Source organism: Pseudomonas sp. BW7P1, from assembly GCF_024981055.1.
In the GTDB taxonomy this organism is placed as follows: Bacteria; Pseudomonadota; Gammaproteobacteria; order Pseudomonadales; family Pseudomonadaceae; genus Aquipseudomonas; species Aquipseudomonas bananamidigenes.
The window spans coordinates 1627141-1647332 of sequence record NZ_CP103374.1 but is presented as its reverse complement, the minus strand read 5'-3'; the positions used below and the strand labels follow the sequence as shown (position 1 = coordinate 1647332).

At 61.5% G+C, this 20192-nt stretch carries 22 protein-coding genes; 8 read left to right on the top strand and 14 right to left on the bottom strand.

Going from position 1 to position 20192, the window contains the following annotated elements; translation table 11 throughout:
- Positions 1-17 precede the first annotated feature (17 nt).
- A complete protein-coding gene (locus tag NWV16_RS07410; RefSeq protein ID WP_260522532.1) occupies positions 18-929 on the bottom strand; it encodes a LysR family transcriptional regulator in 912 nt (303 codons plus the stop codon).
- Positions 930-1007: 78 nt separating this feature from the next.
- Here NWV16_RS07410 and NWV16_RS07405 point away from each other — a divergent pair, with 78 nt between their 5' ends.
- The 3 genes from NWV16_RS07405 to NWV16_RS07395 all read left to right on the top strand — a co-directional run bounded on the left by NWV16_RS07405 (position 1008) and on the right by NWV16_RS07395 (position 4111).
- Positions 1008-1496: a DMT family transporter gene (locus NWV16_RS07405; protein ID WP_260522531.1), complete on the top strand. Its 489-nt coding sequence runs from the start codon at positions 1008-1010 to the stop codon at positions 1494-1496.
- A gap of 201 nt (positions 1497-1697) precedes the next feature.
- Positions 1698-2927 carry an aminotransferase class I/II-fold pyridoxal phosphate-dependent enzyme gene (locus NWV16_RS07400; protein WP_260523492.1) on the top strand — a complete coding sequence of 410 codons (1230 nt, stop codon included), beginning with the start codon at positions 1698-1700 and terminating at the stop codon, positions 2925-2927.
- Between the two features lie 17 nt (positions 2928-2944).
- A complete protein-coding gene (locus NWV16_RS07395; protein WP_260522530.1) occupies positions 2945-4111 on the top strand; it encodes an MFS transporter in 1167 nt (388 codons plus the stop codon).
- On the opposite strand, the gene yiaY is transcribed toward NWV16_RS07395, so the two are convergent.
- Complete coding sequence (gene yiaY, locus NWV16_RS07390) at positions 4108-5256, bottom strand: L-threonine dehydrogenase (protein WP_260522529.1); 1149 nt, start codon at positions 5254-5256, stop codon at positions 4108-4110. The two genes, NWV16_RS07395 and yiaY, sit on opposite strands and share 4 nt — an antisense overlap.
- Before the next feature lie 154 nt (positions 5257-5410).
- Between yiaY and NWV16_RS07385 the strand changes: the two genes are divergently transcribed.
- Positions 5411-6430, top strand: a complete 1020-nt coding sequence (locus tag NWV16_RS07385) for a DUF4917 family protein (protein WP_260522528.1) — start codon at positions 5411-5413, stop codon at positions 6428-6430.
- On the opposite strand, the gene NWV16_RS07380 is transcribed toward NWV16_RS07385, so the two are convergent.
- Positions 6431-6973, bottom strand: a complete 543-nt coding sequence (locus tag NWV16_RS07380; protein ID WP_085710196.1) for a helix-turn-helix domain-containing protein — start codon at positions 6971-6973, stop codon at positions 6431-6433. It abuts the gene before it with no gap.
- A 109-nt stretch (positions 6974-7082) separates the two neighbouring features.
- On the opposite strand from NWV16_RS07380, the gene NWV16_RS07375 reads away from it, so the two are divergent.
- Both NWV16_RS07375 and NWV16_RS07370 read left to right on the top strand, forming a co-directional pair.
- The gene (locus tag NWV16_RS07375; protein WP_260522527.1) at positions 7083-7865 is read left to right on the top strand and encodes an aldolase; all 783 of its coding nucleotides are present in this window, start codon (positions 7083-7085) and stop codon (positions 7863-7865) included.
- Between the two features lie 26 nt (positions 7866-7891).
- The gene (locus NWV16_RS07370; RefSeq protein WP_260522526.1) at positions 7892-8773 is read left to right on the top strand and encodes a dihydrodipicolinate synthase family protein; all 882 of its coding nucleotides are present in this window, start codon (positions 7892-7894) and stop codon (positions 8771-8773) included.
- A 61-nt stretch (positions 8774-8834) separates the two neighbouring features.
- Here the strand turns inward: NWV16_RS07370 and NWV16_RS07365 are convergent, their stop codons facing one another.
- Positions 8835-9179 (bottom strand): YegP family protein, encoded by a 345-nt coding sequence (locus NWV16_RS07365; protein WP_260522525.1) that lies wholly within the window; start codon positions 9177-9179, stop codon positions 8835-8837.
- 22 nt (positions 9180-9201) lie between these two features.
- Entirely contained in the window at positions 9202-9783 is a 582-nt protein-coding gene (locus NWV16_RS07360) for a DJ-1/PfpI family protein (protein WP_260522524.1), read from the bottom strand.
- A 264-nt stretch (positions 9784-10047) separates the two neighbouring features.
- On the opposite strand from NWV16_RS07360, the gene NWV16_RS07355 reads away from it, so the two are divergent.
- Positions 10048-10962 carry a DMT family transporter gene (locus tag NWV16_RS07355; RefSeq protein WP_260522523.1) on the top strand — a complete coding sequence of 305 codons (915 nt, stop codon included), beginning with the start codon at positions 10048-10050 and terminating at the stop codon, positions 10960-10962.
- Here the strand turns inward: NWV16_RS07355 and NWV16_RS07350 are convergent.
- From NWV16_RS07350 to NWV16_RS07330, 5 genes are all read right to left on the bottom strand, one after another.
- Positions 10952-12169 carry an SAM-dependent methyltransferase gene (locus NWV16_RS07350; protein WP_260522522.1) on the bottom strand — a complete coding sequence of 406 codons (1218 nt, stop codon included), beginning with the start codon at positions 12167-12169 and terminating at the stop codon, positions 10952-10954. The two genes, NWV16_RS07355 and NWV16_RS07350, sit on opposite strands and share 11 nt — an antisense overlap.
- 90 nt (positions 12170-12259) lie before the next feature.
- Complete coding sequence (locus tag NWV16_RS07345) at positions 12260-12877, bottom strand: TPM domain-containing protein (protein ID WP_260522521.1); 618 nt, start codon at positions 12875-12877, stop codon at positions 12260-12262.
- 28 nt (positions 12878-12905) lie between these two features.
- Positions 12906-13658: a YgcG family protein gene (locus tag NWV16_RS07340; protein ID WP_260522520.1), complete on the bottom strand. Its 753-nt coding sequence runs from the start codon at positions 13656-13658 to the stop codon at positions 12906-12908.
- A 13-nt stretch (positions 13659-13671) separates the two neighbouring features.
- Complete coding sequence (locus NWV16_RS07335) at positions 13672-14280, bottom strand: LemA family protein (protein WP_065257594.1); 609 nt, start codon at positions 14278-14280, stop codon at positions 13672-13674.
- Between the two features lie 73 nt (positions 14281-14353).
- Positions 14354-14542: a hypothetical protein gene (locus tag NWV16_RS07330; RefSeq protein ID WP_141676545.1), complete on the bottom strand. Its 189-nt coding sequence runs from the start codon at positions 14540-14542 to the stop codon at positions 14354-14356.
- Here NWV16_RS07330 and bglX point away from each other — a divergent pair.
- Entirely contained in the window at positions 14541-16832 is a 2292-nt protein-coding gene (gene bglX / locus NWV16_RS07325; protein ID WP_260522519.1) for a beta-glucosidase BglX, read from the top strand. The two genes, NWV16_RS07330 and bglX, sit on opposite strands and share 2 nt — an antisense overlap.
- A gap of 126 nt (positions 16833-16958) precedes the next feature.
- Here the strand turns inward: bglX and NWV16_RS07320 are convergent, their stop codons facing one another.
- The 4 genes from NWV16_RS07320 to NWV16_RS07305 all read right to left on the bottom strand — a co-directional run bounded on the left by NWV16_RS07320 (position 16959) and on the right by NWV16_RS07305 (position 20168).
- Positions 16959-18116, bottom strand: a complete 1158-nt coding sequence (locus tag NWV16_RS07320; RefSeq protein ID WP_260522518.1) for a phosphatidylserine/phosphatidylglycerophosphate/cardiolipin synthase family protein — start codon at positions 18114-18116, stop codon at positions 16959-16961.
- A 1-nt stretch (position 18117) separates the two neighbouring features.
- Positions 18118-18708, bottom strand: a complete 591-nt coding sequence (locus NWV16_RS07315; RefSeq protein ID WP_260522517.1) for a YceI family protein — start codon at positions 18706-18708, stop codon at positions 18118-18120.
- A gap of 81 nt (positions 18709-18789) precedes the next feature.
- Positions 18790-19092 carry an amidase gene (locus NWV16_RS07310; protein ID WP_260522516.1) on the bottom strand — a complete coding sequence of 101 codons (303 nt, stop codon included), beginning with the start codon at positions 19090-19092 and terminating at the stop codon, positions 18790-18792.
- A complete protein-coding gene (locus tag NWV16_RS07305; RefSeq protein ID WP_260522515.1) occupies positions 19089-20168 on the bottom strand; it encodes a serine hydrolase domain-containing protein in 1080 nt (359 codons plus the stop codon). The genes NWV16_RS07310 and NWV16_RS07305 overlap by 4 nt, the downstream gene beginning before the upstream one ends.
- Positions 20169-20192 lie beyond the last annotated feature (24 nt).

The window sequence follows — 20192 nt, the reverse complement described above, 5'->3', positions numbered from 1 at the left end:
CAGCTCCTTGATGTTGTTCAGCTGCGCACTATCCCCTGCTCAATCTGCCGGTTCAACCAGTTCAACGCCTGATCCCCGCCCCGCCGCTTGTGCCACGCCGAGACAAAGGTGAACGGTGCGATCTCGAACGGTGGCGGCACGACGATCAACGAGTCGTCATCCACATCCTTCAACGCTCGCGAAGCTACGGTCAGGATCAGATCCGTGCCACTGATGAACTGCGGCGCCACGCTCCAATGCGGCAGGCTGACGGCGACGCGGCGGCGCTCACGCAGGGCGGTCAGGGTGCGTTCGATTTCCGGGGTGCCGCTGCCGCGCATCTCCAGCAGGACGTGGGGACGGGAAAGGTAGGTTGGCAGATCGAGAGCATCACCGGCGGGAAGGCTCTGGCGATCCAGCAGGCAGACATAGCGTTCCTCGAACATTGGCATGCTGCACAACTCGCCGGGCAATTCCGGGAGTACGCCAGCCGCGAGGTCGATGTCGCCATTGAGCAACCCCTCGACCATGCCTTCGCGGCTGGCATGGCTGATTTGCAGGTCGATGCCCGGCGCTTCGGTGCGCAACGTGCGAATCAGCCCGGGCAGGATGATCGCCGCGCCATAGTCCGACATCGCAAGCCGAAAGGTCCGACGGGCGCTGGCGGGATCGAAGGTGTTCGGCGCCAGCAGCGATTGCACCCGGGCCAGGGCTTCGGACAGCGGCGCAATCAGTTCCAGTGCCCGGGCGGTGGGTACCAGCCCCGAACCGGCACGCACCAGCAAGGGGTCACCGAGCAAGTCGCGCAAACGGGCCAGCGCATGGCTGACCGCCGGCTGGCTCAAGTGCAGACGCTCGGCAGCGCGAGTCACGTGTTGCTCGGCGAGCAAGGCGTCGAGGACGACCAACAGGTTGAGATCGATGCGCCGAAGTTCATTCATCTGATGCATGTTCCGCATGACAAAACAGAATTTAAATCTGCGCGACGAATACCTTAGAGTCCAGCAAAACCTTGCTGGAGCACGATTATGAGTACCTTGCATTGGGCCGGTCTGTTGCTGCTGGCGGCAGTGGCCGGGGCCGTCGTCCCGTTTCAAAGTGCAATCAATACCAATCTGGCCCGAGGGTTGGGCCATCCCTTGTGGGCGACCTTGGCGTCCTTGCTGGTCAGCGTGCTGGTTCTGTTGCCGGTGATTGTTGCACTGCGCTTGCCATTGCCATCGCTGGCATTCATCGGCAAGGCGCCGCTGTGGATGTGGGCCGGTGGCGCTTTCGGGGTGTGCTTCGTGGCATTGGCGGTGGTGCTGGTGCCGAAGCTCGGGGCATCGGGGTTCGTCGCGCTGGCCCTGGCCGGGCAGGTCCTGGCGTCGATGGTGCTGGATCACTTCGGGTTATTCGGCCTGCTGGAAAAACAACTGACCTTGCCACGGGTTTTCGGGGCAATGCTGTTGATCGCCGGTGTGCTGTTGATCCAGTTTTCCACTGCGATAGAAAAAAGCGCTGTGACGACAGGATGAGTCATCACCCGGGGGTCGTCAGGCGTTTCACGATCTGACGCTCCTGCCTGGCATTGCCCTACAAACAAAACTCCAACGCCCCTCAGCGCTATCAGATATGACCGATTCTGACCCGGTATCGCGCTCTGTAAAGTCTGGCAACACACACAAATTGCAACATCCCATGGATTGCCATGCTCAAGGAGAGCTGCCGTGAATCATCTGTCCGATACCGCCGCCCACACCTTCACTCACTATCGCAAGGTCATCACTCTGGCGGACCACGACTGGGACGCCGCCGAAGCCGGAAAAATCGCCGCCCTCAATGTCGAAGTCAAAGGCTGCAACGAACTGGTCGATCAGCACGGGCGCTCCTTCCATCACTTTTGCACCACGTCCTACCTGGGCCTCGATCACCACCCGGCCCTGCTTGAAGGCGCCATCTCGGCACTGCGGGAAACCGGCACGCTACGGATCGCCAACTCTAAAAACCGTTGCAAACTGGCGCTGCTCGATCGTTACGAATGCGAACTGTCTGAACTGTTCGGTGCCGTGTGCCTGAGCAGTCTGTCCTGCAGCGCCGCCAGTGCCGGGATCCTGCCATTGCTGGCCAGTGGGGTGTTCACGCACAACCGCCCGCCGGTGATGGTGTTTGATCGTCTGGCGCACTATTCGATGAACCAACTGAAGGCCAGTTGCGCCGATGAAACCCTCGTATTGACCTGTCCCCATAACGACATGGATTTTCTCGAATCGGTGTGCCAGCGCCATGCCACGGTCGCCTACGTTGCCGACGGTGCCTACAGCATGGGCGGCGTCGCCAATCTGGACGGTCTGCTGTACCTGAAAGAACGTTACGGCCTGTTCCTTTATCTGGACGACTCCCATGCGCTGTCGGCGGTCGGCAACAACGGGGCCGGACTGGTGCGGCCAAGAATGCCGGCTTTGGAAGAGGACTGTCTGATCGTCGCGTCACTGGCCAAATCGTTCGGGGCCAGCGGCGGTCTGGTGATGTTGGGGAATGAGCGGCAGAGGACGTTGATTCAGCGTTACGGCGGGCCGAGCAACTGGTCGCAAAGCCTCAATTGCGCCGCCATCGGCGCTGGCCTTGCTTCGATCCAGTTGCATCGCAGTGCTGAACTGCGCGCACTGCAGGTTCGGCTCCAGGCCAACATTCGCCTGTTCGACAGTCTTCTGAGCACCGAACAGCATGGCAGCTCCATGGCCATTCGCTTGATCAATTGCGGTGAGGCCACCCTGGCCACGCGTATTGCCATAGAACTGGCCGAGCACGGCTTTTTCACCAGCGCGGTATTTTTTCCGGTGGTGGCTCAAGGTAAAGCCGCGATTCGCGTTACATTGCGCGCCGATATGGAATCGACACTGATCCACCACTTCTGTGATGTGATCATCGGATTGTTTCTGACTCACCGCGGCCATCGCGACCACTGAGCCTGCACGGACGACTCATGAACCCCGGCCTCATCCTGCTTCTTACCTGCTCCACCGTGTTCCTCGCCCAACTGGGCATGAGCATTTATCTGCCGGCGTTGCCGCAGATCGCCAAGCACCTGCACATCGATGCAACGCAGGTAGCCTGGGGCCTGTCGCTGTACCTGATCGGCATGGCGCTGCCGATGCTGCTTTGGGGCAGCCTTGCACAACGCATCGGGCGCAAACCGGTGCTGCTGGCGGCGCTGGGAATCTACGGGCTGGCGAATCTGGCGTTGCCCCTGGGCTCGACGCTGGCGTCATTCCTGCTGCTGCGACTGCTTCAGGGGATCGGCGCCAGCGGCATTTCGGTGATGGCGCGGGTGCTGATCCGTGACAGCTTCCGGGGTGATCTGCTGGCCAAGGCGTTGTCGTGGATTTCGATTTCGTTCGTGGTGGCACTCGGGATCGGACAATACGCCGGCTCACTGATTCAGGTGACGCTGGGCTGGCCGGCGATCTTCTATCTGCTGGGTGCGCTCAGCCTGTCGATGGCCGCGCTTGTCTCGCGTCTGGGTTTTCCGCAACTCGTCGACACGCCGGCAAGCGCTTCGTCCTGGGCGGTCTACGGAGCAATCCTGAGCCATCGGGCGTTTCTTCTGCCGGCGCTCGCGGGCGGCCTGGGTTATGGCGTGATCATCGCGTTCAACAGCGCTGCGCCATTGATTCTGCAAGGTCCGTTCGGTTGGTCGACGACCGAATACGGACTGTTGGGCTGGCCGATCAGCGCGGCCTATTTTCTGGGGGCGCTGGCGGTCAATCGCTTTGTGCTGCGTACCGGTCAGCACCGGTTGATGACGTTGGGTGTGGGCCTGGTGATGGCCGGAAGCGGGGTGATGCTGGCAGGCAGCCTGTTGGCCAGCTCCGTTGCCTGGCTGCTTTGGTTGCCTTACTGCGTCGCCGTGTTCGGCCAGTCGTTGAACTATCCGATCAGCCTGTCACGGGCCAACGATGGAGCGCCGGTTGCCGGGGCCTACGCGATGGCCTTGAGCGGTTTCATCCACCAACTGATGGCCGCGCTGATTGGCGCCGTGGCCAGCCTGTTCGCCGGTCCGCAAGCGTGGCCGCTGGCGTTGCTGTGTTGCGCTCTGGCGTTGGGCGCGGTGCTCTGCACGAGGTTCGCGCCCGATCGTCAGTCCGCTTAAAACGCGCTGCGGAAAATCTCCTCGATCTGCCGTTGATCCGCCGCCCGAGGGTTGGTGAAACCGCAGGCGTCTTTCAGGGCATTGGCGGCGAGTACCGGGATGTCAGTGCATTTGGCGCCGAGGTCGCGCAAGCCACCGGGGATGTCGACGTCCCTGGCCAGGCAGCGGATCGCGTCAATCGCAGCTTTTGCGCCCTCCTCCGGGCTGAAACCACGAATGTCGGCGCCCATGGCGTGAGCCACATCGGTGAGGCGATCGGCGCACACCAGCGCGTTGAACGTCTGCACGTGGGGCAGCAACACCGCATTGCACACCCCGTGCGGCAGGTCGTAGAAACCGCCCAACTGGTGCGCCATCGCATGCACGTAACCAAGGGACGCGTTGTTGAATGCCATGCCGGCGAGGAACTGCGCATACGCCATGTTTTCCCGCGCCGCCAGATCGCTGCCGTCACGTACCGCCAGACGCAGGTTGTTGCTGATCAGAGTCATCGCTTTCAGCGCGCAGGCGTCGGTGATCGGGTTGGCCGCAGTGGACACATAGGCTTCGATGGCATGGGTCAGTGCGTCCATGCCGGTGGCGGCGGTCAGGCTTTTCGGCATGGCGACCATCAGCGCCGGGTCGTTGACCGACAGCAGCGGCGTGACGTTGCGGTCGACGATGGCCATTTTCACGTGCCGGGTTTCGTCGGTGATGATGCAGAAACGGGTCATCTCACTGGCCGTGCCGGCGGTGGTGTTGATGGCGATCAACGGCAATTGCGGCTTGGCCGACTGATCGACGCCTTCGTAATCACGGATCTGCCCGCCGTTGGTCGCGCACAGCGCGATGCCCTTGGCGCAGTCATGGGGCGAGCCGCCGCCGAGGGAGACAACGAAATCGCAGCGGCTGTCCTTTAGCAGCGCCAGCCCGGCCTCGACGTTGGCGGTGCTCGGGTTGGGTCTGGCACCGTCGAAGATCACCGAATCAATGTCCTGCATCGCCAGTTTCTCGGCGATCATCGTTGCCACGCCAGCCTTGGCCAGGCCCGCGTCGGTGACGATCAGCGCCTTGCGAAAACCGTAGTTGCGGATGGCATTCATGGCGTCGTCGAGGCAGCCGCTGCCCATTACGTTTACCGCGGGAATGAAAAAGGTGCTGCTCATGGCGCGTCTCCTGACAGGGGCCGGTTCGACTCCTGCGATCCGGCGGATGCATACAGGATCGACCGATCGGTCACGGCGGATGTTGATCTGGCTCAATACCCGCTCGTGATAAAGTCGCCGCCCATCTGCCCCTTGTTTTGAGACGTGCCCTGCAATGACCGATTTTCTGGATGTCGACGCTACCCTCGAAGACTGGAACGCGTTACGCGCCACCACCGACTTCAGCGGTTTGCTGGTGGGCAACGGCGCCAGCCGCACAGTATGGGACGATTTCGGCTATGACTCGCTGTTCGAAAACGCCCGCACAGTGGAGGAAAAACCGTTGACCCCGTCGGAACTGAGCGTGTTCGACGCCCTGCAGACACGCAGTTTCGAGCAGGTGCTCGGCGCGTTGAAAACCACCAGCCGGGTCAACAAGGCGCTGGCCGTCAGTTCCGCTGCACCGCGCAACCGCTACTACGCGATCAAGGAAGCGCTGATCAACACCGTCCACGCGGTGCATATTCCGTGGCGGCTGATTGAAACCTCGACTCTGGCTACGCTGAACAACGAACTGGCAAGCTATCGCACGGTGTTCACCACCAATTACGACCTGCTCAACTACTGGGCCCTGCAACACGACAGCGACGCCATCGACGATCTGTTCAACGGCCCCGACGCCAACTTCGATCTGTGCGCAAGCCGCAGCGACAAGCCCCGTCTGCTGTACCTGCACGGCGGCCTGCATCTGGTGCGCAACCTGGACGGCAGCGCCCGCAAGCTGACCGCCACCGAAGGCACGCTGCTGGGCAACTTTGCGATCAACAACACCCTCAAGACCCTCGACGACGTACCGCTGTTCGTCAACGAAGGGCCGAGCGCAGACAAACTCAAGACTATCCGCAGTTCGGATTACCTGTCGTTCTGCTACGACCAGTTACTGGGGCACGGTGACAGCCTGTGCATCTTCGGCCATGCCCTCGGCGAGCAGGATGCACACATCGTGCGTGCCCTGCGCCTGGCAAAACCGAAAACCGTGGCGATCTCGATCTACCCGCGCAGTGCGGCATTCATCCAGCACCAGAAACGGCATTACGCGAAGGTGTTCGACGAAACCGGCGTGGAACTGCGGTTCTTTGACTCGAAGTCCCATGCCCTGGGCAACCCGAAGCTATCGGTGCCGGTCGAGGACTGATCATTCCTCGCTGCTGTGCACCACCACCAGCAGCTGCGCCTGCTCCTCGCCCACCGAGCGGATCCGGTGCGGTTTCTGCGCATTGAAGTGCAGCGCATCGCCCCGCTCCAGCAGTACCCGTTCGTTCATGAAATCCACTTCGACCCGGCCTTCATGGACGAACAGAAACTCCTCGCCCAAGTGTTCCTTGAAGGTCTTGTCAGTGAATTCGGTCGGCGGATAGATGATGAACGGCAACAGACTGCGCTCGCTGACCTGGTGAGCCAGCACCGCGTAACCGGGGCTGTGATCGTTGGCCGCCAGCGACTGACGCTCATGGCTGCGCACCAGGCTGTAGCTGTCGAGGCTGACGTTGTCTTCGGAGAACAATTCCTCGACTTTCACGTTCAGCGCTTTCGCCAGTTTCAACGCGGCGGCAATCGACGGCGTGTTCAAGCCGCGCTCGACCTTCGACAGGTAACTCTTGGTCATGCCGGATTTTTCGGCCAGCGCCTCAAGGGTTACACCAAGTTTTTTTCTCAATAATTTCAAACGGATAGACATGCGCAGCGATTATTCCAGCAGAGGAAAGACGATTTGCCCTTGCCAATGACACAAAGTGTCATATAGCCTCTTAAGTGTCATTCATGTGCAACCACCACAGGACACCGATATGGCCAAGACATTAACACTCCCCAAAGACCAACTGGTCAGGCAAGCGCTGACACAGATGCAAAACACCCTGGCGGATAATACGTGGACGGACCGGCAAAAGCTGGCCCTGACCTGCCGGATCCTCTTCGAAAACGGCCATGACTCGGGCCTTGCCGGGCAGATCACCGCCCGTGGCCCGCAGCCGGGCACTTACTACACCCAGCAACTGGGGCTGGGATTCGATGAAATCACCGCGAGCAATCTGCTGCTGGTCAACGAAGACCTGGAAGTGCTCGAAGGCCATGGCATGGCCAACCCGGCCAACCGTTTCCACAGCTGGGTGTACCGCGCCAGGCCGGATGTGAACTGCATCATCCACACTCACCCGACGCACATCGCCGCGCTGTCGATGCTGGAAGTACCACTGCAGATTTCCCACATGGACCTGTGCCCGCTGTACGAAGACTGCGCATTCCTTGAAGGCTGGCCCGGCGTTCCGGTGGGCAACGAAGAAGGCGAACTGATTGCCGGCGCGTTGGGCGACAAGCGGGCGATCCTGCTTTCCCACCACGGTCAGCTGTCTACCGGGGCGACCATCGAGGAAGCCTGTGTCATCGCCCAATTGATCGAGCGCGCCGCCAGACTGCAACTGCTGGCCATGGCCGCCGGCACGATCAAACCGATCATTCCCGAATTGGGGCGCGAGGCGCATGACTGGGTGTCGAAACCCAAGCGCCACGCCGCTGCCTTCAACTACTACGCCCGGCAGAACCTGCGCCAGCACGCCGATTGCCTGAACTGAACAGCCCATCCTTGCGGAGCACTCACATGACCAACATTCACGGCATCATCGGCTACACCATCACCCCGTTCGGCGCCCATGGCGAAGGCCTTGACCTGCCGGCCCTCGGCCGCTCGATCGATCGTCTGATCGCCGGCGGCGTCCACGCCATCGCACCGCTGGGCAGCACCGGCGAAGGCGCCTACCTGAGCGATGCGGAGTGGGACCAGGTCGCCGAGTTCAGCATCAAACACGTCGCCGGACGGGTACCGACCGTGGTCAGTGTCTCCGACCTGACCACCGCCAAAGCCGTGCGTCGCGCACGCTTCGCCGAGGCCCACGGCGCCGACGTGGTAATGGTGCTGCCGACCTCTTACTGGAAGCTCAGCGAAGCGGAAATCCTGGCCCACTACCGCGCCATCGGCGATAGCATCGGCGTGCCGATCATGCTCTACAACAACCCGGCCACCAGCGGCACCGACATGTCGGTGGAGCTGATCCTGCGCATCGTCAACGGCGTGGAAAACGTGACCATGGTCAAGGAGAGCACCGGCGACATCCAGCGCATGCACAAGCTGCAACTGCTCGGCGAAGGCCGGGTGCCGTTCTACAACGGCTGCAACCCGCTGGCGCTGGAAGCGTTCGCCGCTGGCGCCAAGGGCTGGTGCACCGCGGCCCCGAACCTGATCCCGCAACTCAACCTGGATCTGTACGAAGCCACACTGGCGGGGGATCTGGGCAAGGCACGGGAGTTGTTCTATCGCCAGTTGCCGCTGCTGGATTTCATCCTCAAGGGCGGTTTGCCGGCGACGATCAAGGCAGGTTTGCGCCTGACCGATCTGGAAGCCGGCGATCCGCGCTTGCCGGTGTTCCCGTTGAACGAGGCCGGGCGCAGCCAGTTGCAGGGCATTCTCAAAACCCTGAGCTGACTTCAGGGTACACACCATCCCTGTGGGAGCATGCTCGCTCCCACAGGGTTTTGTGCTGGATTCAAAGTACCGGCAGGGTTTTGTCCTTGATTACCTTGGTCGGTCCATTGGCCTTCACAGCGGCGATGCCTTTGGCGCACGCCGCCTCCGACGAATAGGACTCGCTGCTACCGATGATCTGGTGATTGGCTGCCTTGAGGTTGAAGTAGGGATGGCCGTCCTTCGTCGATTTTTTCTCGTAGCGTTCATCCAGCGGGCTGTTCGCTTGCACCGAAGCGATGCCGTTTTCGGCGGCCGTGCGGCTGGTGTACAGCTCGCTGGTCAGAATGGTTTCGGCATTCGCCGCTTTCAGTACGAACCTGAACTGGCCATTGCTGCTTTTGCTCAACTCATACCATCCGGACATGGTGTATCTCCTTATCGATGGGTCACAGGGTGATTTTGGTTCCAAGCAGCCCGAGGAAACCCGCCAGCCAGTTCGGGTGCGCCGGCCAGGCAGGCGCGGTGGCCAGATTGCCCTGCACATGACCGTCCGTGACCGGAATATCGATGTAGGTGCCACCGGCCAGTCGCACTTCCGGGGCACAGGCCGGGTAGGCGCTGCACTCACGCCCTTCAAGAATCCCCGCCGCCGCCAGCAGTTGCGCACCGTGACAGACGGCAGCAATCGGCTTGCCGGCCTTGTCGAAGGCTCGCACCAGTTCCAGGACTTTTTCGTTCAGGCGTAGATATTCCGGCGCACGGCCGCCGGGCACCAGCAGTGCGTCGTAATCCTTGGCATCGACTCTGGCGAAATCGAAATTCAGGGCGAACTGGTGACCGGGTTTTTCGCTGTAGGTCTGATCGCCTTCGAAATCATGGATCGCGGTGCGCACGGTCTTGCCGGCAGCTTTATCGGGGCACACGGCGTGCACGGTGTGCCCGACCATCTGCAGGGCCTGGAACGGCACCATCACTTCGTAGTCTTCAACGTAATCGCCGACCAGCATCAGAATCTTTTTCGCGGCCATGGACAGGGCTCCTCTGGTAAATGCACAGGAGTATTCAAAGTAGTCCAATTCGTGACGAGGGAGCCTGCTCCCGCTCGACTGCGCAGCAGACGCGAGCCTGAACGCACATCAAGGCCGCTTTGCGCCCAGCGGGAGCAAGCTCCCTCGCCACGGGCATTACCCTAACTGTACGGCTAACTCTGTGCAGGACTGTAACAGCGTGATACGCGAGGTTTGTGGCTAGATGAAGCCTCCTCCCTGTCATCTTCGAATCTGGTTGCCATCATGTCTTCGCGCGAAAACACCGGCATGGCCCTGGGCCTGCTCGGCGTTGTGATTTTCAGCCTCACCCTGCCCTTCACCCGCATCGTCGTGCAGGAACTGCACCCGTTGCTCAACGGCCTGGGCCACGCATTGTTCGCGGCGATTCCGGCAGCATTGCTGCTGTTGTGGCGACGGGAAAAGTGGCCCACCTGGAAACAGATCAAAGGCCTGAGCCTGGTGATCGCCGGGGTGATTCTCGGGTTCCCGGTGCTATCGGCCTGGGCCATGCAGACCTTGCCGGCGTCCCACGGCGCGCTGGTCAACGGTTTGCAGCCGCTGTGCGTGGCGCTGTACGCGGCGTGGCTGTCCCATGAGCGGCCGTCGAAAGCCTTCTGGGCCTGCGCCGCGTTGGGCAGTGCGCTGGTGCTGGGTTATGCGTTGTACACCGGCGCCGGCAGCATTCAGGCCGGGGATTTGCTGATGTTGGGTGCGATTGCGGTGGGCGGTCTGGGTTATGCCGAGGGCGGGCGCCTGGCCCGGGAGATGGGTGGCTGGCAAGTGATCTGCTGGGCGCTGGTGCTGTCGACACCGTTGCTGATCGGCCCGGTGCTGTACCTGGCGTTCCAGCATCAGGGTGCGGTGTCGGCGAAAACCTGGTGGGCCTTCGGTTACGTCGCGCTGTTTTCGCAGTTCCTGGGTTTCTTCGCCTGGTACGCCGGGCTGGCCATGGGCGGCATTGCCCGGGTCAGTCAGATCCAGCTGTTGCAGATCTTCTTCACCATCGCGTTTTCCGCGCTGCTCTTCGGTGAGCACGTGGAGCCGATCACCTGGCTGTTCGCCTGCGGGGTGATCGCGACAGTGATGCTCGGGCGCAAGACCGCGGTGCGCCCGGCTCAACCGGGCACGTTACCGGCCGGGGTTCAGCTCAAGCGTTGAGCGGCAGCAGGCCATCGGCGAGCAGCAGGGTTTCCAGGCAATGCTCGCTGATGTGGTAGAACGCCTTGAGTTCCTGGATCTTCACCAGCAACCGGGCCGGGTCCACCGGCTCGGCGCGCTTCACGGCGAGGATCATTTTGTTCTTGTTGGTGTGTTCCAGCGAAATGAACTCGAAGACCTTGGTCTCATAACCGCAAGCTTCCAGGAACAGTGCACGCAGACTGTCAGTGACCATTTCCGCCTGTTGCCCCAGATGCAGGCCGTATTGCAGCATCGGCTTGAGCAGCGCCGGGCTCTGGATCTGCAGGCGGATCTGTTTGTGGCAGCACGGCGAGCACATGATGATCGACGCGCCGGAGCGGATGCCGGTGTGGATCGCGTAGTCGGTGGCGATGTCGCAGGCATGCAGCGCGATCATCACCTCCAGTTCGCTCGGCGCCACGCTGCGCACATCGCCGCACTTGAACACAAGCCCGGGATGTTCGAGTTTCTGCGCGGCGGCATTGCACAGGTTGACCATTTCTTCGCGCAGTTCGACGCCGGTGACTTCGCCCTCGGCCTTCAGGGTGTTGCGCAGATAGTCATGAATGGCGAAGGTCAGGTAACCCTTGCCTGAACCGAAATCCGCCACCCGTACCGGTTTGTCCAGGGCCAGGGGCGATGAAGTCAGCGCATGGCTGAAGACTTCGATGAACTTGTTGATCTGCTTCCACTTGCGCGACATCGCCGGAATCAGCTCGTGTTGCGCGTTGGTCACACCCAGATCCTTGAGGAACGGGCGACTCAACTCGAGGAAGCGGTTTTTCTCGCGGTTGTGCCCGGCGGACGGCACTTCGCGCAATTGCTGGGGCTTGCTCATGAACAGCGAACTCTTGCCCTTTTTGCTGTATTCGAGCTGGGCTTCATCCGTCAGCGTCAGCAAATGCGCGTTCTTGAAAGCCGCCGGCAGCAGCCCTGCAATCGTCGCCACCGCCTCGGTCAGCGGCAGGTTCTTGGTGATGTCGCGAGTCTTGTAGCGATAGACGAATGACAGATGAGGCTGCGCCTTGACCGTCACCGGTTTGATGATGATCCGCTGCAGATCCGCTTCTTCGCCGACGTACCTGGCCAGCACCAGTTTGATGAAACCCTTCTGTTCGAGACTGGTTTGCAGCAACTCGATGAAACGGGCGTGGTGATCGGGGGTGGAAACGGCGGTGGCAGACATGCAGAAAACGGCCTCGGACGGGCAAATCGGGAATGGCCGCTAGTTTAAGGGGGGATGGCGTTTGAGGGCACGGCTATTTTCCCGAACGGCTTATCCCAACACCACCAACCGATTCGGCAATTCATTGCGCACCTGCGTCACCGGCACATGCACCTTGAGCAACTCGCCGCACGCCTCTATGCAGGTCACGAAGCCCTGCAACGTCTGGCCCTGGCGCACCTGCTCGGTAAACGCCGCGACAATCGCGTCCCAGCTTTTGTCGTCCAGCCGACTGGAAATACCTTCATCCACCAGAATCTCCACATACCGCTCGGCCTCGCAGACAAAAATCAACATCCCGGTGCTGCCCACCGTGTGATGCAGGTTCTGCTCGAGAAATTGCCGACGCGCCAGGTTCGAGGCGCGCCAGTGCCGGACGTGGCGCGGGACCAGATGAGTGGTGACTTTGGGCAAGCGAAATACCAGGCACAGCACGACAAAACTGATCCACTGCACCAGCAACAGACTGTGCATCGTCAGCCATCCGGTCAGGTAGTGCAGAATGCCCGGCACCACCAGCGCCAGCAGACTGGCCCACAGCAACGGAATGTACGCGTAATCATCGGCGCGGGCCGCCAGCACCGTCACCAGTTCGGCGTCGGTGTCGCGCTCGACACGGGCGATGGCCTCGGCGACCTTGCGTTGTTCGTGTTCAGTCAGTAGTGCCATGTCGTGAAATGCCTGCTCATTCTTGTTATCACCAGCCGCCGGAGGAACCGCCCCCGCCGAAACTGCCACCGCCGCCGCTGAAGCCCCCGCCTCCACCGCCGCCGCCAAAACCACCGCCACCGAAGCCGCCCCCTCCTCCGGACCCGCCCCGGCCGGCGGGAAGGATACCGAGCATCTGGCAGACAAAAACAGTCAGGATGAACAACATCACCAGAAATACGAATATTCCCGGGTGTCGCGAGACAAAGTCGTCAGAAGGATCGCCAGACGATTCGTACACCGTGGACGGTTCATCCAGCGGATTGCCGCCCAGCACCACCAGCATCGCCGCCACGCCGTCGCTGATGCCCTTGCTGAAATTACCGGTCTTGAACGCCGGCGTGATCACCTGATGGATGATCACCGAGCTCTGGGCATCGGTCAACCGGTCCTCCAACCCGTAGCCGACCTCGATGCGCAACTTGCGCTCGTCCCGGGCGACGATCAACAGTGCGCCGTTGTTCTTGTCCTTCTGGCCGATGCCCCAGCGCCGACCGAGTTCAACGCCGTAATCCTCGATAGTGGCGCCTTGCAGATTCGGCAACGTCACGACCACCAGTTGCTCGCCGGTGGCCTGTTCGTGGGCCTGCAGTTGCTGGCTCAGTTGCGCGCGCACCGACGGCTCGATCATTTGCGCATCGTCCACCACCCGTCCGGTCAATGCCGGAAAGGTCAACTCGGCCCGGGCGCTGACGGCGAACAGCCACAGCATCAGCACCAGGCCCCACTTCAACGCACCCATGGGCATCCCCGGCTCAGAACTTCACTTCCGGGGCCTTGTCCGCGCCGGGGCTGGTGGCTTCGAAGGTCTCGCGGATCGGCAGATCGCTGTACATCACGCTGTGCCACAGGCGGCCAGGGAAGGTGCGGATCTCGGTGTTGTATTTCTGCACCGCCAGAATGAAATCCCGGCGCGCCACGGCGATGCGGTTCTCCGTGCCTTCAAGTTGCGATTGCAGGGCGAGGAAATTCTGGTTGGCCTTCAGGTCCGGATAACGCTCGGACACCACCATCAACCGGCTCAAGGCACCGGTCAGTTGATCCTGGGCCTGCTGGAACTGCTTGAGCTTTTCCGGATTGTCGAGGGTGCTGGCATCGACCTGGATCGACGTTGCCTTGGCCCGGGCCTCGACCACCGCCGTCAGGGTGGCCTCTTCGTGTTTCGCGTAGCCCTTCACGGTTTCCACCAGATTGGGGATCAGGTCGGCGCGGCGCTGGTACTGGTTCTGCACCTGACCCCAGGCGGCCTTGGCCTGCTCGTCGAGGGTGGGAATGTTGTTGATGCCGCAAGCGGTCAACAGCATGGCCAGCACCAGCAAGGTGGCGACCTGCAAGCGCGAGCGGTAGACAGGACTGACATTCATCGTTTCGAAGCTCCCTTGCACATGACATGAATGACCACACACCAGACCTTCCGGGCCGGCTCCCGGGACATAATCAGCCGCGCCACTGGATTGCAGCGGGCCGATGGGCTAAAAAGAGGCCCTGCGCGATCACGTCGCCGACATTGGCGCCGTCTATTCGGCTGTCGTTTTTTGAATCAGCACCCGAACAACAATAGTCGCTCCCTAAATTTTGGCTGGCCGGTGTTGTAACGCCGTTTAGGCCCTTGAGAAAACTATTCATGAAGAAGCTGTGTTTGCTGGGCCTGTTCGTCAGTCTGGCCAGTCATCAAGTACTGGCTGCCACGACCCCGGTACCTCTGGAAAACAAGGACGCGTTCATCAGTAACCTGATGAAACAAATGACCCTCGACGAGAAGATCGGCCAGTTGCGCCTGATCAGCATCGGCCCGGAAATGCCCCGCGAGCTGATCCGCAAAGAAATCGCTGCCGGCAACATCGGTGGCACGTTCAACTCGATCACCCGCCCGGAAAACCGTCCGATGCAGGACGCTGCGATGCGCAGCCGTCTGAAGATTCCGATGTTTTTCGCGTACGACGTGATCCACGGTCACCGTACGATTTTCCCGATTCCCCTGGCCCTGGCGTCGAGCTGGGACATGGATGCCATCGGCCAGTCCGGGCGCATCGCCGCCAAAGAGGCCGCAGCCGACAGCCTCGACATCACCTTCGCGCCGATGGTCGACATCTCCCGCGACCCGCGCTGGGGCCGCAGTTCCGAAGGTTTCGGTGAAGACACCTACCTGACGTCGCGCATCGCCAAAGTCATGGTCAAGGCCTATCAGGGCGACACGCCGAGCGCGGCCGACAGCATCATGGCCAGCGTCAAGCATTTCGCGCTGTACGGCGCGGTCGAAGGCGGTCGCGACTACAACACCGTGGACATGAGCCCGGTGAAGATGTACCAGGACTATCTGCCGCCGTACCGCGCCGCCATCGATGCCGGCGCCGGTGGCGTGATGGTCGCGCTGAACTCGGTCAACGGCATCCCGGCCACCGCCAACACCTGGCTGATGAACGACCTGTTGCGCAAGGAGTGGGGCTTCAAGGGCCTGGCGGTCAGCGACCACGGCGCGATCTTCGAACTGATCAAGCACGGCGTGGCCGCCGACGGTCGCGAAGCGGCGAAGCTGGCGATCAAGGCCGGCATCGACATGAGCATGAACGACACCCTGTACGGCAAAGAGCTGCCGGGGCTGCTCAAGTCCGGCGAGATCGAACAGAAAGACATCGACAACGCCGTACGGGAAGTCCTCGCCGCCAAGTACGACATGGGCCTGTTCAAGGACCCGTACCTGCGCATCGGCAAGGCTGAAGACGATCCGGCCGACACCTACGCCGACAGCCGCCTGCACCGCGCCGAAGCCCGTGAAGTGGCCCGCCGCAGCCTGGTGCTGCTGACAAACCGGAACGAAACCCTGCCGTTGAAGAAAACCGCCAGAGTCGCGCTGGTCGGCCCGCTGGCCAAGGCGCCGATCGACATGATGGGCAGCTGGGCCGCCGCCGGTCGTCCGGCGCAATCGGTGACCCTGTTCGACGGCATGAGCAATGTGATCGGCGACAAGTCGAACCTGATCTACGCCCGTGGTGCCAACATCACCAGCGACAAGAAGGTCCTCGACTATCTGAACTTCCTCAACTTCGATGCCCCGGAAGTGGTCGATGACCCGCGCCCGGCGAACGTGCTGATCGACGAGGCGGTAAAAGCCGCCAAAGAGGCCGACGTGGTAGTCGCCGCCGTGGGTGAATCCCGTGGCATGTCTCACGAATCCTCGAGCCGCACCGACCTGAACATCCCGGAGAATCAGCGTGAGCTGATCCGCGCTCTGAAAGCCACCGGCAAGCCGCTGGTGCTGGTGCTGATGAACGGTCGTCCGCTGACGATCCTTCAGGAGAAAGAACAGGCTGACGCGATCCTGGAAACCTGGTTCAGCGGCACCGAGGGCGGCAACGCCATCGCCGACGTGCTGTTCGGTGACTACAACCCGTCGGGCAAACTGCCGGTGACCTTCCCGCGTTCCGTGGGCCAGATCCCGACCTACTACAACCACCTGAGCATCGGTCGGCCGTTCACGCCGGGCAAACCGGGCAACTACACCTCGCAGTATTTCGATGACACCACAGGTCCGCTGTTTCCGTTCGGTTACGGCCTGAGCTACACCGATTTCAGCCTGAGCGACATGGCACTGTCGTCGACCACCCTGAACGCCACCGGCAAGCTCGACGCCAGTGTCACGGTGAAAAACACCGGCAAGCGTGACGGCGAAACCGTGGTGCAGTTGTACATTCAGGACGTTACCGGTTCGATGATCCGCCCAGTCAAGGAGCTGAAGAACTTCCAGAAGATCATGCTCAAGGCCGGCGAACAGAAAGTCGTGCACTTCACCATCACCGAGGATGACCTGAAGTTCTACAACGCCCAGCTCAAATATGCCGCCGAGCCGGGCAAGTTCAACGTGCAGATCGGCCTGGATTCCCAGGACGTGACGCAGCAGAGCTTTGAATTGCTGTAACGCCCGGGCAATTCTCCACTGTGGGAGCGAGCCTGCTCGCGAATGCGGTTCATCAGTCACATCGACACTGACTGGTACACCGCTTTCGCGAGCAGGCTCGCTCCCACATTGTTTTTGCGATGAGTGCTACCCGCGTCTATCCAGAATATTGACCACCACCCGATCCACCCAGCCCCAGATCCGCTGCTTCACCCGGCGCCACAATGGCCGACGCTGCCATTCCTCCAGACTCACCTGCTGACTCAGGCCGAAGTCCTTCTCGAAACTCGCCACCACTTCTGCCGTCAATGACGGGTCCAGCGCTTCCAGATTCGCCTCGAGGTTGAAGCGCAGATTCCAGTGATCGAAATTGCAAGAACCGATGCTCACCCAATCGTCCACCAGCACCATTTTCAGGTGCAGGAAACACGGCTGGTATTCGAAGATTTTCACCCCGGCCTTGAGCAGGCGCGGGTAGTAGCGATGGCCGGCATAACGCACCGACGGGTGATCGGTGCGCGGCCCGGTCAGCAGCAGACGCACATCGAGACCACGGGCGGCGGCCTTGCGCAACGAGCGGCGGATTTTCCAGGTCGGCAGGAAATACGGCGTGGCCAGCCAGATGCGCTGTTGGCCGCTGTTCAGGGCACGGAACAGCGATTGCAGGATGTCGCGATGCTGACGGGCGTCGGTGTAAGCCACCCGGCCCATGCCCTCACCCGTGTCGGGTACTCGCGGCAATCGTGGCAGACCAAAATTCGCGTGAGGCTTCCAGGCCCGGCGATGGCGGTTGGCGATCCACTGGCGGTCGAACAGCAATTGCCAGTCGAGCACCAGCGGGCCAGTGATGTGCACCATCACTTCATGCCATTCGCTGCTGTCGTGACCCGGCCTCCAGAACTCGTCAGTGACCCCGGTGCCGCCCACCACCGCCAGCCGCTGGTCGACCAGCAACAGCTTGCGATGATCGCGGTAGAAATTGCCGACCCAGCGCCGCCAGCTCAGGCGATTGTAAAAACGCAGCTCGACACCGGCGAGGGTCAGGCGCTGACGCAAGGTCAAGGTGAAGGCGAGACTGCCGTAATCATCGAACAGACACCGCACACGCACCCCGCGCTCGGCCGCCAGCACCAGCGCCTGGACCACGGTTTCGGCACAGGCACCGGCCTCCACCAGATACAGCTCCAGCTCGATCTGCTCACGGGCCGCCGCGATTTCTTCAAGCATGCGCGGGAAGAATTGCGGGCCGTCGATCAACAGTTCGAAGCGGTTGCCGTCACGCCAAGGGAACACTGCGCCGCGCATGTCAGCGTGCCGCAAAGATCAGCACCGCACCCACCGGCACCGACAGACTGATGGCCGACAGGCCGGCCATTTTGCGCAGGCTTTCCAGCCCCGGCAGCAAATCGAAGTCCTCGGCGCTGATCACCAGCGGTTCCAGGGTTACCACTTGAAAACGTCGGTCATCGAGGCGCGTGGCAAGCAATTCGGCGGGATATTCGCGCTGTTTGCCATGCAGATTGACGGTCAGCGGCAGGCGCAATTCAAGCTGCGCGCCGGGAGCCAGATCGTTGATCGGGCGCAGGTCGATCTGTGTGGTGATGGTCGCTCCGGGGAATTGCTCGATCTGGAACAGTTCCTTGCGCATGCGCTCGTCACGCAGCGGAATGCCGCTGTTGATCGAATCCAGTTCGACCTCGACTTCGGCGCGACCATCGGGATCGACCTTGCCGTGCAGTACCAGAAAGCGTTGAACTTCGGACACGTTGGCGTTTTTCGTGCTGACGAAGGAGAGCCGCGACGACTCGCCGTCCAGATACCAGTTGGCCTGGGCCGGCAGCGCAGCGGCGCCCAGCAGCAGGCCGGCGAAGGCGTTGCACAGAGAACGGTTGAACATTGAAAACTCGTGGGGCCGATTAACCTGCACGAACCTTAACTGCCTGAAGCCGGGTTGCAAACTGGCAGTTCATTTTGCTGATCAGGGATTGAGACGACAGCCCTGACGCTCGCCCTGCCATTGGGCGCTGTTGCTACGGCCCATGCCGCTGGCACTGACGAGTTTTTGTGCAGCGTTATCGGTCAGCTCAGCGGGCAACCACTGCTTGACGTAACCCCGGCAATATCCGGCGTCGTTGTTCATGACGTAGCGGCACGAACAGTATTCCTTGGCGGTATAGGCGCTGATGATATCGGGGAAGGCCCACAGGTTTTGCCGTTCGTGCCAGCCCCAGCCCAGCAGCACGACAAACAGCCCCAAAAGAATACGACTGAACAGTTTCATGGCCGCACCGCCCCGAGCACGCGCTTGAGCAATTCGTTATGGCGATAGCTGCCGTCGCGGTCATCGCCGTAGCGCACGATCACCAGTTTTTCGCTCGGAATCACGTACAGCGCCTGACCCCAGTGACCGAGGGCGGCGAAGGTATCGGGCGGTGCATCGGGCCATGGCGAGGGGGCGCCGTCCGCCGGGCGATTGAGCCACCACTGGCCGCCGGGGACGGCTTCGTCCTGATCAGCCTTGTAGCCGCTGAAGGGCTGGCGGTTGAACGCTACCCATTCTTCTGGCAGCAACTGCCGGTCGTTCCAGCGCCCGTTCCGGGCCATCAGCAGGCCGATCCGCGCCAGATCCCGGGCCGTCAGGTAGGCATAGGACGACGCGACGAAGGTGCCTGTGGCATCGGTTTCCCAGGTGGCATGGCGGATGCCCAATGGATCGAAAAGCGCTGTCCATGGATAGTCTGGATAACGCTGCGGACCGACCATGGTTTTCAGCGCCGCCGCCAACAGATTGCTGTCGCCGCTGGAATAGCGGAACGCCTGGCCCGCCGGCGCGTAGCTGTCATGATCGGCGGTGAACGCGGCCATGTCGCGGTGACCACGGGTGTAAAGCATCGCCACCACCGAGGACTTCAGCGGGGCGTATTCGTAGTCTTCCTGCCAGTCAATGCCCGAGGCCCAGTGCAGCAGATCGGCCATCTTGATCGCGGGGTGTTTTTCCAGCGCCGGGTAAAACTTTGCGGCGGGATCGTCCAGCTTGAACAAACCTTCGCCGTAGGCCACACCCAGCACCGTGGCCATCAGGCTTTTGCTGATCGACCAGGTCAGGTGTGGCGTGTCGGCGGTGGTTGCGGCGCCATAGCGTTCATAGACGATCTGGCCGTCGCGGACCACCAGCAAGGCATCGGTGCGGATGCCCTGGCGAGTGTTGTCGTCGCGGGCGGGAAAGGCGTAAGCCTCCAGTGCCTCGACGGCCGGGCCGGTGATTTTCGGAGCGGTCGGCCATTGTTCGCCCGGCCATTGATCGGCCTGAACCGTGAAGCTGATCAGCAGCAGAAAAAGAGACAGGCCTTTGAACATGGTGAGGGCTCTGGGGATTAACCT